The sequence below is a fragment of the Burkholderia sp. WP42 genome (assembly GCF_000745665.1).
Classification (GTDB): Bacteria; Pseudomonadota; Gammaproteobacteria; order Burkholderiales; family Burkholderiaceae; genus Burkholderia; species Burkholderia vietnamiensis.
Genome location: NZ_KN050725.1, coordinates 165,515 through 181,737, shown reverse-complemented (window position 1 = coordinate 181,737; position 16,223 = coordinate 165,515). Strand labels below are relative to the sequence as shown.

The 16,223-nt window shown below is 68.0% G+C and carries 9 protein-coding genes; 3 read left to right on the top strand and 6 right to left on the bottom strand.

Annotated elements, in window-relative coordinates:
- Window positions 1–51: 51 nt before the first annotated feature.
- Window positions 52–1,443: an alpha/beta hydrolase family protein gene (locus EX20_RS27295; RefSeq protein WP_034195356.1), complete on the bottom strand. Its 1,392-nt coding sequence runs from the start codon at window positions 1,441–1,443 to the stop codon at window positions 52–54.
- 224 nt (window positions 1,444–1,667) lie between these two features.
- Here EX20_RS27295 and EX20_RS27290 point away from each other — a divergent pair, with 224 nt between their 5' ends.
- Window positions 1,668–3,935 carry a right-handed parallel beta-helix repeat-containing protein gene (locus EX20_RS27290; protein ID WP_034195355.1) on the top strand — a complete coding sequence of 756 codons (2,268 nt, stop codon included), beginning with the start codon at window positions 1,668–1,670 and terminating at the stop codon, window positions 3,933–3,935.
- A gap of 780 nt (window positions 3,936–4,715) precedes the next feature.
- Window positions 4,716–6,845 (top strand): glucosidase family protein, encoded by a 2,130-nt coding sequence (locus EX20_RS27285; protein WP_034195421.1) that lies wholly within the window; start codon window positions 4,716–4,718, stop codon window positions 6,843–6,845.
- Window positions 6,846–6,926: 81 nt separating this feature from the next.
- On the opposite strand, the gene EX20_RS27280 is transcribed toward EX20_RS27285, so the two are convergent.
- From EX20_RS27280 to EX20_RS27260, 5 genes are all read right to left on the bottom strand, one after another.
- Window positions 6,927–8,327: a sensor domain-containing diguanylate cyclase gene (locus EX20_RS27280; protein WP_011885057.1), complete on the bottom strand. Its 1,401-nt coding sequence runs from the start codon at window positions 8,325–8,327 to the stop codon at window positions 6,927–6,929.
- A gap of 313 nt (window positions 8,328–8,640) precedes the next feature.
- On the bottom strand, window positions 8,641–9,819 hold the full coding sequence (locus EX20_RS27275; protein ID WP_011885058.1) for an acetyl-CoA C-acyltransferase: 1,179 nt from the start codon (window positions 9,817–9,819) through the stop codon (window positions 8,641–8,643).
- 43 nt (window positions 9,820–9,862) lie between these two features.
- Window positions 9,863–10,495, bottom strand: a complete 633-nt coding sequence (gene pncA, locus EX20_RS27270; protein ID WP_034195354.1) for a bifunctional nicotinamidase/pyrazinamidase — start codon at window positions 10,493–10,495, stop codon at window positions 9,863–9,865.
- A gap of 45 nt (window positions 10,496–10,540) precedes the next feature.
- Window positions 10,541–12,625, bottom strand: coding sequence for a 3-hydroxyacyl-CoA dehydrogenase NAD-binding domain-containing protein (locus EX20_RS27265; RefSeq protein ID WP_034195353.1), 2,085 nt, complete (start codon window positions 12,623–12,625; stop codon window positions 10,541–10,543).
- 182 nt (window positions 12,626–12,807) lie between these two features.
- Window positions 12,808–14,451, bottom strand: a complete 1,644-nt coding sequence (locus EX20_RS27260; RefSeq protein ID WP_011885061.1) for a 3-(methylthio)propionyl-CoA ligase — start codon at window positions 14,449–14,451, stop codon at window positions 12,808–12,810.
- A gap of 175 nt (window positions 14,452–14,626) precedes the next feature.
- Here EX20_RS27260 and EX20_RS27255 point away from each other — a divergent pair, with 175 nt between their 5' ends.
- Window positions 14,627–16,195, top strand: a complete 1,569-nt coding sequence (locus tag EX20_RS27255) for a protein adenylyltransferase SelO (RefSeq protein ID WP_034195352.1) — start codon at window positions 14,627–14,629, stop codon at window positions 16,193–16,195.
- Window positions 16,196–16,223 lie beyond the last annotated feature (28 nt).

The following is a 16,223-nucleotide window of genomic DNA, read 5'->3' as shown; positions in this document are numbered from 1 at the left end:
CGAGACGGAACCCGGCGAACACGCAGCCTCGGGCCGCCGGCCCAAACGCGCTCAGCGCAGCCCGTCGAACCACGCGAGAATGTTCTCGGCTCCGCCGAGCGTCGACGCATCGCCGTACAGCCCGGCGAGAAACGTCCCGCGATGGCTCGCCGCCGGGACGGCCACCCCGCTCACGTAGGAACCGCCCGCCGCGAGTACCGGATACACCATCGCCGGATGAATCGCTTCATCGGCAAGCCCGTAATCGAAGCGGATCGGACTGTCGTAATTCCAGTAAGTCGCGCGATTGGCCGCGAGTTGCCGAAGAAACGCGCTGTTTTGCGTCGCCGTGTAGTGCTCGAAGAAGCCGGGATTCAGCAGCCCGGCGCCGGTCGGCAGCGACTTCGCCCGCTCGGCGTCGAGCGTGTAATCCGACCAGTACTGCGCCGCGAGGTGCTGAAACTCCGGCCGGATCGCGCTTTTCATCAAGCCTTTCAGCCCGTACTGCAACTCGTAGCTGCCGAGCGTGACGATCATGCAGAGCGAGATCCAGTCCGGAAGCGCCGGATAGGCCTGTACGCCGCGCGGAAGCGCAAACGTCTGCGCGCCGGCCCAGAACCGCCATGCCTCGCTGAGGTCGTTGAACGGGCTGGCGACGGCCGTTGCGGCGATCGGCCGCGACTGCTTGCGCAACGCCTGATGCAGCCATTGCGTGTTGAGCGCGCCTTGCGACCAGCCGTGCAGGAACAGTTTCGACGGCGCGACGCCCAGCGCGCGCATCGCCGCCTCGCCTGCCGTCAACACGTCGACGCAGGTGCGCACCGTCACGTCCTTGACCGCATACGCTTCGCCCCGGCCATCGCGGAACGGCCCCTTGCCGACGTAATCGGCGGCGATCACGGCATAGCCCTGCGCGGCGAACCGATGCACGTTGAAGAGCGTTTCGAGCGAGTCGGCGGCGTCCGTCAGTTGACGGTCGGGATCGGCGAGCAGAACGAGATTGGACGGCACCTGATCGAACGACAGGATCGTGCCGTGCTGCCACGACACGAGCGGCAGCTTGCCGCTTGCGCCGACCGGCAATGCCAGCAGCCCGCTGACCTTGATCTTCTCGCCGCTTTGCGGGTTGACGGTGTACGTGACGAGACGATGCAGATCGACGTCGAAACGCGCGCCGTGGGTTTTCGCATCGAACGCAGGGAGTATCGCCGGCTTGTTGAACAGCGGATACGCGTCGGCGACCAGCTTGTCGAGCCGCGCGGCGCTGACCCGGCATGAACGGTCGATCCCCGCGTGGCCCGCCTCGTTGCCCGCCGCGTCGGCCGCCCGCGCATTCGCCAATCCGATCGCGACCGCGCCGGCGCCCAGCATCAAATTGCGCCGCGGACGATTGACCGCGCCATTCGATGCAGCGTGTTCCTGTTCGGGCGAAAGCGCCGTCAGGACCTTTTCAAACAACGACATGGGGAAACTCCCTGATACCTCGAAGAAGCCGCGGGTTCGGCCCGCGGCGACGTGCGCCGTCTCGATGGCGATGGTCGATCTTGATCTCTGTTGGTTGCATCGCCATTGATCTGAGTTAAAGCAAAACCGCTTTCCCGCTTCCAGACTTGCGACATTTGCCGGTAGCCGTGCTGCGCAGGCGCAGCGCCGGACGACATGACGTGACGAGGAGATCTGAAGTGGACATGCATCGCCGACAAGCAATCCGGGCCATCTCGGCCGCGTGTGCCGGTATCGTCGCGCACAGCTGGGGCGCGCACGCTGCGTCCTTGCCGGGCAAGCTCTGGTACGTGGACCAGCGCGCCGCACCCGGCGGAGACGGCAAGACCTGGCGCACCGCATTCCAGTCGCCGCGCGACGCGCTCGCGGCCGCGTCGGCCGGCGACGAAATCTGGGTCGCGCACGGCACCTACCATCCGCATCCGGACGACGCCACGCAATCGTTCACGCTCAAGGCCGACGTCGCGCTGTACGGCGGCTTCGCCGGCGGCGAAACCGCACGCGACCAGCGCGATTACGCGCAGCACGTCACGACGCTCAGCGGCGACATCGGCAACGGCGAGCGCACCCGCAACACGCACACGATCGTGATGGGCGCGGATCGGGCCGTGCTCGACGGCTTCACGATCGCGCACGCGTACGGCGCCGACAAGCCGCGCCTGCATCTGACGCCGGACGACATCCTGAAGGGCGACATGGTGGTCGGCGGCGGCATGCGCAACTTCATGACGAGCCCGGTCGTGCGCAACTGCATCTTCCGGAACAACTTCTCGCCGAAAGGCGGCGCCGTCTACAACGTCCACAAGCCCGGCGCCGAGCAGGCGACGTTCACGAACGTCGAGTTCGTCGACAACGAGGCCAGTCAGCGCGGCGGCGCGGTCAGCAACGACCTCGGCGCGATGCCGGTGTTCATCGACTGTCGTTTCGTCGGCAACCGCAGCCAGGACAAGGGCGGCGCGATCTACAACGATTTCGCGTCGACGCCGCTGCTGTTCAACGTGCTGGTGACCGGCAACGAAGCGACGACGGCCGGCGGCATCGGCAACGACGGCGGCTCGTCGCCGCTGCTCGCGAACGTGACGATCGCCGGCAACAAGGCGACCAGCGGGCTCGGCGCCGGCCTCTATCAGGGCACCGGCGCGAACAACAATCCGATCGTCGTGAACTGCAGCATCGACGACGTCTACAACTGGCACGAGGACATCGTGGCCGCGCTCGGCTCGCACGTGCCCGCCGGGCAGACGCTGCCGCTCGCCGACTTTCTGCCGATCAGCAATCTCGACGGCCAGGTCAGCGTAGCCGACCTCGCGCCGCTGCCGCCGGGCGTCGGTTATCAGCCGCGTCCGTACGGTGCGCAACTGCTGAAGGCGCCCGTGGTCGCGACGCTCGTGCAGTTCTATTCGCGCAACGAGGGTGTGGTCGAATACCGCGGCGAGTACACGCGGCCCGTCGTGACGCGTGACGCGGTCGCGGCCAAGGTGATCCACGTCGTGCCGGCATCGACGTCGGCAACGCAGGACGGCCTGTCGTGGGCGACGGCGCTGACCGACCTGCAGGCCGCCATCGATCTGGCGTCGGTTTCGAAGGCCGCCGTCTGGGTGAAGGCCGGGCGCTATCATCCGGCGCGGCGCGACGCGGGCCGGATTGCCGCGTTCACGCTGTATGACGGCGTCGAGGTGTATGGCGGCTTCGCGGGCACCGAAACCGACGTCGCACAGCGCCGCCGCGACGCGGCGCCGACGGTGCTCAGCGCGAAACTTGCCGCGGGCGACGATCGCTATCCGCACGTCGTCTACGGCGCGAATCAGGCCGTGCTCGACGGGCTGACGATCCGCGACGGCAACGCGGTGGGCTTCACCTACAACGGCAAGGGCGGCGGACTGCTGGCTTATCACGCAGGCAAGACGTATCTGCCCAACGGACTCAAGGCATACCGGGCCGGACGCGCGCTCGAGTCGTACAGCGATCCGGTCGGCTTCACGATGACCGTGCGCAACTGCCGGTTCGAACGCAACGAGGCGCTCGAAGGCGGCGCGATCTATGCGTTCGGCAAGGCCGTGCTGACGATCGTCGACACCACGTTCGACGGCAACCGCGCGATCTACGGCGGTGCGGTGCTCGACCGCGAGGGCGTGACGGCGACGCATCGGCGCTCCGCGTTTCTGCGCAACGCGGCCACGCACGACGGCGGCGGCGCGTACGCGGACTACGGCTCGCTCGTCACGTTTCGCGACACGCGGTTTCAAGCGAACGCCGCACGCCGCAACGGCGGCGCGATTTACATGATCAGCCGTGCGTCGCAGGTCGGCGCGACCAACGTCACCGTCACGAACGGCGAGTTGCGCGGCAACACCGCAGCGGCCGGCGCGAGCATCTACGACCTCGATGGCGGAACGCTGTCGGTCGTGGACACGCACTACCCGTCCGGCTCGATCCACCAGCCCAAAAGCTGACATCCGCATAGGGCTTCGGGGAAGGATGCGCCGCTGCTGCCCGCTGGAGCCGGGCGGCGCGGCGGGACTGGGCTTTAAGGCGGCGATTGCCGCAGGTGTCGCCGTCGCGCGCCCGTGGCCGCAAACGGCGCACCACGATCGCAACGGCGCGACGGCTCGGCGACTACGGCAGCCCGCAGGTGCTGGCGGAATCGGCGTCCCCATGGAATGCGGGCAATCGCATGCAATGGCCGCAATCGCAAAGTCGTTGTGCATTGCAGCCCGAAATGAGCCGCTCCGGTTCGGTATCGATTACGGGGTGCCGTCGATATTTACCCGCCACATTCGCTATTTATCAGCATTCCATTATCAAGCGAGCCACATTTACATATTTAGTCGATTCGCCGAGTAACAATTACAATTTTCGATAAATAAGCGCACTCGAATCCCCCCAAAACGATATTGACTCCGACTTCCGCCGATATCTAGAATCGCCTACACCATCTTTCGACCGAGTTTGCGTTTGCACCTATACCTCACCGTTCACTCAGGTCGCTCGCCGCATCCGACAGCGTTTCGCCGGTGCTTCACGCACATCGCGACGAGCAGGCCGTCTTTTTGCTTCCGCTTCGAAATTTATCGCGCGTCCGACTAATTCCCAATCAATTCGCGCCGCGTATCACACGACGATTAAAACGGGCATTTGAAGAATGCCCGCAATGCCACGCACAACGGCCGGAGCATTCCGCCGATTCGAGCATGCCGATAACAATCGCAGTCGTCAGGAGGGTCGTCATGAAGATTCATCGCTTCACGAAATCGCTGTGTCTCGGCTTCGTCTGCGCCGCCCTGCTCGCCGCGTGCAACGACGACGACGTCCAGTCGAGCGGCCCGCCGCCGTCGTCCAGCGCCGCGCTGTCGTTCCGGATGGATGCGGGCGGCCAGATCAACGCGTTCTACCGGCAGGACCAGGTGGCCGCCCATCTGCTGGTGCGCTCGTCGACGAAGCCGCGTCTGCTGGTGGTGTTACCGGCCGGCAACAGCGGCACCGGGCTGTGGTTCGACGACACCGCGCAGCCGGTGAACTGGAGCCTCGACACGCCGCCGTCGGCGCTGTCCGCGCCCGACGCGCACGGCCGTCCGCTGTACGGCATCGGCGCGGACGTGTCGGTCGACACCGACACGCTGACGATCCGCCAGGGGCTGCTCAGCAGCGTGCGCTTCCTGCGCGACTTCAACGGCGGCGCGACGATCCCGGCGGAGATCGTCACCGCGCCCGCCGTCCAGGGCAGCGCCGCGCAATGGCAGCGCGACCGGATCGACGGCGCGCCCGGCTATGCGCTGCGCATCACGCTGCGCGACGGCGGCAGCATCGCGACGGCCGCCGGCGGCAAGCTGGTGCTGCGCGCGGCGGCCGGCTCGCATACGCTGAAACTGCACGTCGACGCGCTGTCGGGCGAGTCGCCGCTGTCGCCGATCGCACGCGCCGAGCTGTTCGCGCCGTCCGTGAATCCCGACCCGGTGAGCCAGAACGTGCTCGAATTCCTCAGCTTCCACGACAAGCTGCTGGCCGGCTCGTGGCAATACGACACCTACTTCGGACGCGACACGCTGATCTCGGTGCGCATGCTGATGCCGGTGCTCGAACCCGCCGCGATCGAGGCCGGGCTGACGTCGGTGCTGAGCCGCCTGTCGGACGACGGCAAGGTCGCGCACGAGGAAGGCATCGGCGAGTTCGCGCTGATCGACAACGCGAAGCACGGCCGCGCGAACGACGCGACGCCGACCTACGACTACAAGATGATCGACAGCGACTACCTGCTCGCGCCGATCGCCGCGGCGTGGCTGGTCGACGACGCGCGCGGCCAGGCGCGCGCGGCGGCCTACCTCGCGCAACGCGGCAGCGACGGCCTCACCAACGGCAGCCGCCTCGTCGTGAACCTGCTGCACGTCGCGGCCACCGCGCAGCCGTTCGCGCAGCAGCCGTCGGTCGCCAACCTGATCCATCTGCGTGACGGCGAGATCGTCGGCAACTGGCGCGACAGCACCGACGGGCTCGGCGGCGGCGTCTATCCGTACGACGTGAACGCCGTGCTCGTGCCGGCCGCGCTGCGCGCGGCCAATGCGTTCCTCGCGCGCGGCCTGCTCGATCCGTACCTGGACGCCGGCCAACGCGCCGCGCTCGCGAACACCGCGGCGGAGGCGGCCGTCTGGGAGCAGCAGGCGCCGCCGCTGTTCCAGGTCAGCGTGCCGGCCGCGCAGGCGGCGGCCGACGTGTCCGCCTATGCGCCGAGCGCCGGCGTGCCGGCCGGCGCCGCGCCCGGCGCGCCGCTGACCTTCTACGCGCTGTCGCTCGATCAGCAAGGCACGCCGATCCCGGTGATGAATTCCGACGGCGGCTTCGCGCTGCTGTTCGGCACGCCGCCCGACGCCGAGCTGCAGCGCATCATCGCCGACGTCACGCGGCCGTTCCCGACCGGCCTCGTCACCGACGTCGGCATGCTGATCGCGAACCCCGCGTATGCCAGCACCGCGCTATGGCCGAAGTTCACGAGTTCCGCGTATCACGGCACGGTGATCTGGTCGTGGCAACAGGCGATGTGGGTGGCCGGGCTCGACCGTCAGCTCGCACGCCAGGATCTGTCGGCCGCGACGCGCACGCTGCTCACGCAGGCCCGGCAGACGATCTGGCAGGTGATCTCGAACGGACGCGACATGCGCACGTCGGAAATGTGGACGTGGTCCTATACCAACGGCCAATACCACGCCGATGCGTTCGGTACGCGCAGCGCCGATGCGACGGAGGCCAACGCCGCGCAGCTTTGGAGCACCACGTATCTGGCGATCCGCGATCCGCAACTGCGTGCGGGCAAGTACTGGTGGCAGGCGTCGCAGCAAATGGAAACCGCGACGGCGGTCGCGGCGCGCTGACCCGCCAAGGACGCGCGACCGGCACGAGCCGCATGGCGCGCGTCCACCTCCGTGGCCTTTTCAGCGCGCGGCGCGCGACGATCAATGCGCGACGACGCGATTGCGTCCGTCGCGCTTCGCCTGATACAGCCGTTCATCGACCACGCGCAGCAACGCGTCGACCGTGCTGCCGTCGACGCCGTACTGCGCGACGCCGACGCTGACCGTCACCTGCACGCGCTTGAAGTCGAGCCCGAACGGCGAGCTGGCGATCGACGAGCGCACGCGCTCGGCCGTCATGCGTGCGCCTTCGAGCGGCATGTCGGGCAACAGCGCCATGAACTCCTCGCCGCCCACGCGCGCGAGCGCACCGGTCGGCCGGATCGCTTCGAGACACTGGCGCACGACGCCGCGCAACACTTCGTCGCCGATCTGGTGACCGTACGCGCCGTTGATGTTCTTGAAGTTGTCGAGGTCGAGCGCGAGCAGGCAAAACGGTGTGCCGTCGCGCTCGGCCCGCTGGATCTCGCGCTCGACCTGCGCGATGAACTGGCGGCGATTCGATGCGCCGGTCATCGGATCGGTGGCCGCCATGTATTCGAGCTTCTGGTTCGTGCGTCGCAGTTCCTGCAGCGCGCTCTCGGTGCGCGCCATCGATTCGGACAGCCGGCTCATCAGGTCTTCCTGGCTGTAGATCGCGGAGAACGAGCGGGTGGACTGCAACGCCTGCACGACGCCGTAGCTGAGCAGAAAGAAACCGCCCGCGAAGATCGCATGCGCGAGCCACCACATGTGGTTCCACGGCTTGCCCAGAATGAACGCGAGCGACGACAGCGCGAACGCCATGATCGACATGCCGTAGATCACCATCAGCGGCGAACGGATGCGCCGCGTGAGCAGTACGCCGACGTTCAGCAACGAGAACACGAGCGCGCCGCCTTCCATCGACAGCCGCGTGCCGAGCGCGCCGGCGACCGGCGAATACGCGATGTATGCAACGGCCGCATCGATCAGCAGGAACGCCACGATCCAGGGCAGCCAGGTACGCGCGCGCGTGCGCTTCTCGACGCGATCGGGCGGCTGGAAATACGACAGCAGGCCCGTCAGCAGCAGCATCGCCATCACGAGCCGCGACGCGGGACCGTACAGCAGGAACAGCCAGATATTGTGATGGGCCATCCCGGTGAACAGGCCGTGCAGCGCGTAGATCATCGCGAAGCCGAGAAAGCCGAGCGTGAGCCAGCGCAGCAACGGCTCGCCGGAGGAGCGGTAGCAGACCCACGTGACGTACGTGACGAAGGCGCCCTCGAGCGTCGCCGCAGCGATCGCGAACTCATGGAAGGCGTGATTCTCGAATACGACGCGCGGGTCGCTGAAGAACCAAAGATAGCCGATCAGATAGGCCGGCAACAATGCGAATGCGACCAGCAGGCATTTCGCGTAGAGCTTCGCGGCCGCACTGACGACGCGCGGCGGTTCCCCGGCTGCATAGGTCGTGCTCAATTCGATCCCCGTTCGGTCTGCTGCGTGGTGCGAACGTCCGCGGCGCCGGACACGCGCGCTGCATCGTGCGCGTCGGCAGCCGGCGACGCATCGCGCGCATCGGGACGACGCGCGCCGGCCCATCCGGCCGAAAGGCAAATGTCAGAGCAAGTATAGGTGCGGCAATTCGTTTGACAAGTAAGGGGAAACGGCAGCATCGCAGCCGCGCCGTTTGCTTCCCCATCCTTACGAATTGCGGACGAATCTCGCCGATTCGCGACGCGGTTACGGCGGCCGCTGAAACGCGCCGCCGCAGCCGCCGCGCCGAAAAAAATCAGACGATTTCGAACAGGCCGGCCGCGCCCTGCCCGCCGCCGATGCACATCGTGACGACCACGTATTTGACGCCGCGCCGCTTGCCTTCGAGCAACGCATGGCCGGTGAGGCGCGCACCCGACACGCCGTACGGATGGCCGACCGCGATCGCGCCGCCGTTCACGTTGAGACGCTCGTCGGGGATGCCGAGCGTATCGCGGCAGTACAGCACCTGCACGGCGAACGCTTCGTTCAGTTCCCACAGGCCGATGTCGTCGATCTTCAAGCCCGTCTGCTTCAGCAGCTTCGGCACCGCGAACACCGGACCGATGCCCATCTCGTCCGGTTCGCAGCCGGCCACCGCGAACCCGCGGAATACGCCGAGCGGCTGCAGCCCTTCGCGCTGCGCGACATCGGCGTTCATCACCACGCACGCCGCTGCGCCATCCGAGAACTGGCTCGCATTGCCCGCGGTGATCACGCCGCCCGGCACGGCCGACCGAATCTTCGACACGCCTTCGAGCGTCGTGTCGGGCCGGATGCCTTCGTCGGCCGACACCGTCACTTCCTGCGTGTAGAGCCGTCCGGTCGCTTTGTCGGCGATGCCCGCGCGCACGGTGATCGGCACGATCTCGTCGCGAAAGCGCCCGGCTTCCAGGGCGGCCGCCGCACGCAGCTGCGAGCGCACGCCGTATTCGTCCTGACGCTCCTTGGCGATCCCGTAGCGCTTCGCGACGTTCTCCGCGGTCTGCAGCATGTTCCAGTAGATCTCGGGCTTGTGCTCGACGAGCCAGCCTTCCTGGATCATGTGCCGGTTCATTTCGTTCTGCACGCACGAGATAGACTCGACGCCGCCCGCGACGTACACGTCGCCCTCGCCCGCGATGATCCGCTGCGCGGCGAGCGCGATCGTCTGCAACCCTGAAGAACAGAAACGGTTCACCGTCATCCCCGGCACGCTGACCGGCAGCCCGGCGCGCAGCGCGATCTGCCGCGCGATGTTCGCGCCGGTCGCGCCTTCGGGGTTCGCGCAGCCCATGATCACGTCCTCGATGCGCGCCGGGTCGAGCTTCGCGCGTTCGAGCGCGGCCGCGACCACGTGGCCGCCGAGCGTCGCGCCGTGCGTCATGTTGAATGCACCGCGCCACGACTTCGCGAGCGGCGTGCGTGCGGTCGATACGATTACGGCTTCGGTCATGCGAGTCTCCTTCGGTCCTGCTTCATGTACTGATGGAAATGCGCTACGCCGCCGGGCGCGCGCTCGCGGACGCCGCACGTGCGACGCCCGCCGCCTGCATCTGCTGCCACGCGTGCGCGAGCGAGCCGTTCAGGTCGATCGCGCGGCACGCATCGTCGATCACCGCGGCGTCGAAACCGGCCGCGCGCGCATCGAGCGCCGACCACGCGACGCAATAGTCGGTCGCGAGGCCGCAACACCACACGCGCTTCGCGCCGAGCTCGCGCAGATAGCCGGCGAGCCCCGTGCGCGTCGTGCGATCGGCTTCGACGAACGCGGAATAGCTGTCGACCTGCGCATGCCCGCCCTTGCGGATCACGAGCCGCGCATGCGGTATGTCGAGGTCGCGATGCAGGGCCGCGCCTTCGGTGTCCTGCACGCAGTGCACGGGCCACAACACCTGCTCGCCGTACGGCAGCGCGAGCGTCGAGAACGGCGTGCGGCCGGGATGGTTCGCGGCGAACGACACGTGCTCGCGCGGATGCCAGTCCTGCGTCAACACGATCTGCTCGAAGCGCTGCGCGAGCGCGTTGATGACGGGCACGACCGCGTCGCCGTCCGGCACCGCGAGCGCGCCGCCCGGCATGAAATCGTTCTGCACGTCGATGACGAGCAACACGTCTTCGGTTGGTTTCATTGCGTTCCTCCGTGCAGGCGGCGCTCGCGCCGCCGCGTGCGGCCGTCAGCCATTGAAGCCGCGCCCGGCCTTCGCCAGCTCGACGATCGACGGCGCGAGCCGCCATGCGTCGCCGTTCGGCGCGGCCGCGTAGCGGCGGATCGCGCGCTCGACGTTGTAGAGGCCGACGGTGTCCGCGTACAGCATCGGGCCGCCGCGCCACAACGGGAAGCCGTAGCCGGTCAGGTAGACCATGTCGATGTCGGATGCCTTCGACGCGATCTTCTCCTCGAGGATCTTCGCGCCTTCGTTGACGAGCGCGAACACGAGGCGCTCGACGATCTCGTCGTCGCCGATCTTGCGTCGCTCGACGCCGCGCTCGTTCGAATAGGCGACCACCATCTCGTCGACGAGCGCCGACGGCTTCGCGGTGCGCTCGCCCGCCACGTAGTCGTACCAGCCGCCGCCCGTCTTCTGGCCGAAGCGGCCGAGTTCGCACAGGCGATCGGCGATCTTCGAGTAATGCAGGTCCGGCTGCTCGACGTAGCGGCGCTTGCGGATCGCCCAGCCGATGTCGTTGCCGGCCAGGTCGCTCATCCGGAACGGCCCCATCGCGAAGCCGAACTTCTCGATCGCGCGATCGACCTGCGCGGGCAGCGCGCCCTCCTCTAGCATGAACAGCGCCTGGCGGATGTACTGCTCGATCATCCGGTTGCCGATGAAGCCGTCGCACACGCCGGACACGACGGCCGTCTTGCGGATATTCTTCGCGACGGCCATCACGGTCGCGAGCACGTCCTTCGCGGTGTTCGCGCCGCGCACGACCTCGAGCAGCTTCATCACGTTCGCGGGGCTGAAGAAGTGCATGCCGACCACGTCCTGCGGACGCTTCGTGAACGCGGCGATGCGGTCGATATCGAGCGTCGACGTATTCGACGCGAGGATCGCGCCGGGCTTCGCGACGGCGTCGAGCCGGCCGAACACCTGCTCCTTCACGCCGAGTTCCTCGAACACGGCCTCGACGATCAGGTCGGCATCGTGCAGATCGTCGTAGGACAGCGTCGGCGCGATCAGCGCCATGCGCGCATCGAGCTTCTGCTGCGTGAGCTTGCCCTTCCTGACCTGCGCGTCGTAGTTTTTGCGGATCGTCGCGAGCCCGCGGTCGAGCGCCTCCTGCGTCGTTTCGAGCAGCGTGACCGGCAAGCCCGCGTTGACGAAGTTCATCGCGATGCCGCCGCCCATCGTGCCGGCGCCGACCACGCCGACGCGGCGAATCTCGCGCACCGGCGTATCGGCCGGCACGTCGGGGATCTTGCTCGCCGCGCGCTCGCCGAAGAACGCATGCCGCAGCGCGCGGCTCTCCGGCGTCATCATCAGCGCGACGAAGCCGTCACGCTCCGCAACGCTGCCCTTGTCGAAGCCGTGCAGCACGCCGGCCTCGATCGCGTCGATGCACTTGTGCGGCGCGGGGAAATTCGGCGCGGCCGCCCGCGCGGAATTGCGTGCGAACTGGATGAAGCCGGCGGCGTTCTCGTGGACGATCTTGCGATCGCGCACCCGCGGATGCGGGCCGCTCTGCGCGCCGGCCTTGCGCGCGAACGCGATGGCGGCATCGAGCAGGTCGCCGTCGGCCATCGCGTCGAACAGCCCGCTCGTCGCGAGTTGCTCCGACGGCACCGGCGCGCCCGACACGATCATGTTCAGCGCGGTTTCGAGGCCGACCGCGCGCGGCAGCCGCTGCGTGCCGCCCGCGCCGGGCAGCAGGCCGAGCTTCACCTCGGGCAGCGCGATCTGGGCGCCGGGCGCGGCGATCCGGTAGTGCGCGCCGAGCGCAAGCTCGAGCCCGCCGCCCATCGCGACGCTGTGCAGCGCCGCGACCACCGGCTTCGCGCTCGCCTCCACCGCGCGGATCACGGTGTGCAGCGTCGGCTCCTGCAGCGCCTTCGGCGTGTTGAATTCGGTGATGTCCGCGCCGCCCGAGAACGCGCGCCCCGCGCCGGTCAGCACGATTGCGGTGACGGCCGGATCCTGCGCGGCGCGTTCGAGGCCCGCCATGACGCCCTGGCGCGTCGACAGGCCCAGCCCGTTGACGGGCGGATTGTTGAGCGTGATGACGGCCACGCCGTCGCGAGTCGTGTAATCCACTGCCATCTGCCTGCCTCCATGCATCGCGCGCCACGGTGGCTGCGCTGGATTGTGCGCGGTCGAACGGCCGCATGTCCGGATAGAACGGAGGCAGCATACAACGAAAAAGAACGGTCGTTCAATTTGAATTTTGCGACGATCCGGGGCGCGATCGCGCCGCCGTACTCCCGGCCGTGGCCGGCTGCGGCTTACTGTGCGCCGACCGCGGTCGGCAGCACGTAATCGCGGAACGTTTCGCGCAGCTTCAGCTTCTGCAGCTTGCCGGTCGCAGTGTGCGGCAGCGCGTCGACGAACACGACGTCATCGGGCACCCACCACTTCGCGACCTTGCCGTCGAAGAACGCGAGCAGTGCGTCGCGCGTCAGGTTCGCGCCGTCGCGCGGCACGACGACGAGCAGCGGCCGCTCGGTCCATTTCGGGTGCGCGCACGCGATGCACGCGGCTTCGGCGACACCCGGGTGCGCGATCGCGACGTTCTCGATGTCGATCGAGCTGATCCACTCGCCGCCGGACTTGATGACGTCCTTGCTGCGATCGGTGATCTGCAGGAAGCCATCGTGGTCGATCGTCGCGACGTCGCCGGTCGGGAACCAGCCGTCCGACAGCGGCGACGCGTCGCTCTTGAAGTAGCGGTCGATCACCCACGGGCCGCGCACCTGCAATTCGCCGAACGCGACGCCGTCCCACGGGAGTTCGCGGCCGTCGTCGCCGACGATGCGCATGTCGACGCCGCAGATCACGCGCCCCTGCTTCTCCAGCAAGCGGCGCTGCGCATCGCGCGGCCGCTGCGACTGCGCCCAGTTCAGCGTCGCGAGCGTGCCGAGCGGCGACAGCTCGGTCATCCCCCACGCATGGATCACGCGCACGCCGTATTCGTCCTCGAACGTGCGCAGCATCGCCGGCGGACACGCGGAGCCGCCGATCACCGTACGGTTCAGCGTCGAAAAGCGCACGCCGGCCTCGCGCATGTAGTTGAGCAGCCCGAGCCACACGGTCGGCACGCCCGCGGAGAAGGTCACGCGTTCGGCTTCCATCAGTTCGTACAGCGATTTGCCGTCGAGATCCTTGCCGGGCAGCACGAGCTTGCCGCCGGTGAGCGGCACCGCGTACGGCAGCCCCCATGCGTTCACGTGGAACATCGGCACGACCGGCAGCACCGCGTCGAGCGCCGACAGGTTCATCGCGTCGGGCAGCGCGGCGCCGTATGCGTGCAGCACCGTCGAGCGATGCGAATACAGCACGCCCTTCGGATTGCCGGTGGTGCCCGACGTGTAGCAGAGGCCCGACGCCTGCTGCTCGTCGAGGCGCGGCCAGTCGTAGCGGCCGTCCTCGGCTTCGACGAGCGTCTCGTAGCACAGGTACGGCGTGCTGCCGGCCGGCAGGTGTGCGGCATCGGTCATCGCGATCCAGCCCTTCACGTGCGGGCACTGCGGCGCGATGGCGTCGACCAGCGGCGCGAAAGTGAGGTCGAACAGGACGTAGCGGTCTTCCGCGTGATTGACGATATAGGCGATCTGCTCGGGGAACAGGCGCGGGTTGATCGTATGGCACACGGCGCCCATTCCGCCGATCCCGTAGTAAGCCTCGAGATGCCGATAGCCGTTCCACGCCAGCGTGCCGACCCGCTCGCCCGCCTCGACGCCGAGCCGCGCGAGCGCCTGCGCGACGCGCTTCGCGCGGTGCTCGCAGTCGCGGTACGTGTAGCGATGCAGGTCGCCTTCCACGCGGCGCGACACGATCTCGGTGTCACCCGCATGACGCGCGGCATGCGCGATCAGCGACGACACCAGCAACGGCATATCCATCATCTGGCCCAGCAACGGCTTACCCATCGTCTTGTTCTCCGGAAGGACGCGAATCGGTGACCGGCCCCGCAGCGCTGCGCGTGCGCGCCGCCGTGCCCGGACCCGGGCCCAGGCCCGAACGGCCGCCGCGCGCGGCGCGCGGGCCGCCATGCGGGCGGCGCGACGCCGCCTTACAATATCGGCTTACCCAGAGGCGCTCAACATGTCGTTTTCCCGAAGCGCAGCCGATCCGGCTGACACTCTTCCCGACCTCGCCGCGACGCTCGCGGCGCCCGGCGACGACGCGTTCGTTGCGCTCGGCGACGCGTTTCATACGCGGCTGCCGGCCGCGCCGCTGCCCGCGCCGTACGTCGTCGGCTTTTCCGCCGAAGTGGCGCAACTGCTCGGCCTGCCGCCGTCGCTCGCGGCGCACGCGCAATTCGCCGAGCTGTTCGCCGGCAATCCGACACGCGACTGGCCGGCCCACGCGCTGCCGTACGCATCGGTGTATTCGGGCCATCAGTTCGGCGTCTGGGCCGGCCAGCTCGGCGACGGCCGCGCGCTGACGATCGGCGAGCTGCCCGGCAGCGACGGCCGGCGCTACGAACTGCAGCTCAAAGGCGGCGGCCGCACGCCGTATTCGCGCATGGGCGACGGGCGCGCGGTGCTGCGCTCGTCGATCCGCGAATACCTGTGTTCGGAGGCGATGCATCACCTCGGCATTCCGACCACGCGCGCGCTCACGGTGATCGGCTCCGACCAGCCGGTCGTGCGCGAGGAGATCGAGACGTCGGCCGTCGTCACGCGCGTGTCCGAGAGCTTCGTGCGCTTCGGCCACTTCGAGCACTTCTTCTCGAACGATCGCCCCGACCTGCTGCGCCGACTCGCCGACCACGTGATCGAGCGCTTCTACCCCGCCTGCCGCGAAGCCGACGATCCCTACCTCGCGCTGCTCGAAGCCGCGATGCTGCGCACGGCCGACATGGTCGCGCAGTGGCAGGCGGTCGGTTTCTGCCACGGCGTGATGAACACGGACAACATGTCGATCCTCGGCGTCACGATCGACTACGGCCCGTTCGGCTTCGTCGACGCGTTCGATGCGAACCACATCTGCAACCACTCGGACACGAGCGGACGCTACGCGTACCGGATGCAGCCGCGCATCGCGCACTGGAACTGCTACTGCCTCGCGCAGGCGCTGCTGCCGCTGATCGGCCTGCAGCACGGCATCGCCGACGACGATGCGCGCGCCGAACGCGCGGTCGACGACGCGCAGGCCGTGCTCGCGAAGTTCCCGGAGCGCTTCGGCCCGGCGCTGGAGCGCGCGATGCGCGCGAAGCTCGGCCTCGAGCTCGAACGCGAGCACGACGCCGAACTCGCGAACCAGTTGCTCGAAACGATGCACACGAGCCATGCGGACTTCACGCTGACGTTTCGCCGGCTCGCGCAGCTGTCGAAGCACGACGCGAGCCGCGACGCGCCGGTGCGCGACCTGTTCATCGATCGCGCCGCGTTCGACGCGTGGGCGAACCTCTACCGCGCGCGGCTGTCGGAGGAAACGCGCGACGACGCGGCCCGCGCGGCCGCGATGAATCGCGTGAACCCGAAATACGTGTTGCGCAACCATCTGGCCGAAGTCGCGATCCGGCGCGCGAAGGACAAGGACTTTTCCGAAGTCGAACGGCTCGCGCAGATACTGCGCCGCCCGTTCGACGAACAACCGGAACATGAACCGTATGCGGCATTGCCGCCCGACTGGGCCGGGTCGCTCGAAGTGAGCTGCTCGTCGTGATGCGCACGACCCGGCCGACCGATCAGGA

Excerpts from the sequence above, each read along its gene's own strand:
- EX20_RS27295 (WP_034195356.1), bottom strand. The coding sequence starts at position 1,443 with ATGTCGTTGTTTGAAAAGGTCCTGACGGCGCTTTCGCCCGAACAGGAA.
- EX20_RS27290 (WP_034195355.1), top strand. The coding sequence starts at position 1,668 with ATGCATCGCCGACAAGCAATCCGGGCCATCTCGGCCGCGTGTGCCGGT.
- EX20_RS27275 (WP_011885058.1), bottom strand. The coding sequence starts at position 9,819 with ATGACCGAAGCCGTAATCGTATCGACCGCACGCACGCCGCTCGCGAAG.
- pncA (WP_034195354.1), bottom strand. The coding sequence starts at position 10,495 with ATGAAACCAACCGAAGACGTGTTGCTCGTCATCGACGTGCAGAACGAT.
- EX20_RS27265 (WP_034195353.1), bottom strand. The coding sequence starts at position 12,625 with ATGGCAGTGGATTACACGACTCGCGACGGCGTGGCCGTCATCACGCTC.
- EX20_RS27260 (WP_011885061.1), bottom strand. The coding sequence starts at position 14,451 with ATGGGTAAGCCGTTGCTGGGCCAGATGATGGATATGCCGTTGCTGGTG.
- EX20_RS27255 (WP_034195352.1), top strand. The coding sequence starts at position 14,627 with ATGTCGTTTTCCCGAAGCGCAGCCGATCCGGCTGACACTCTTCCCGAC.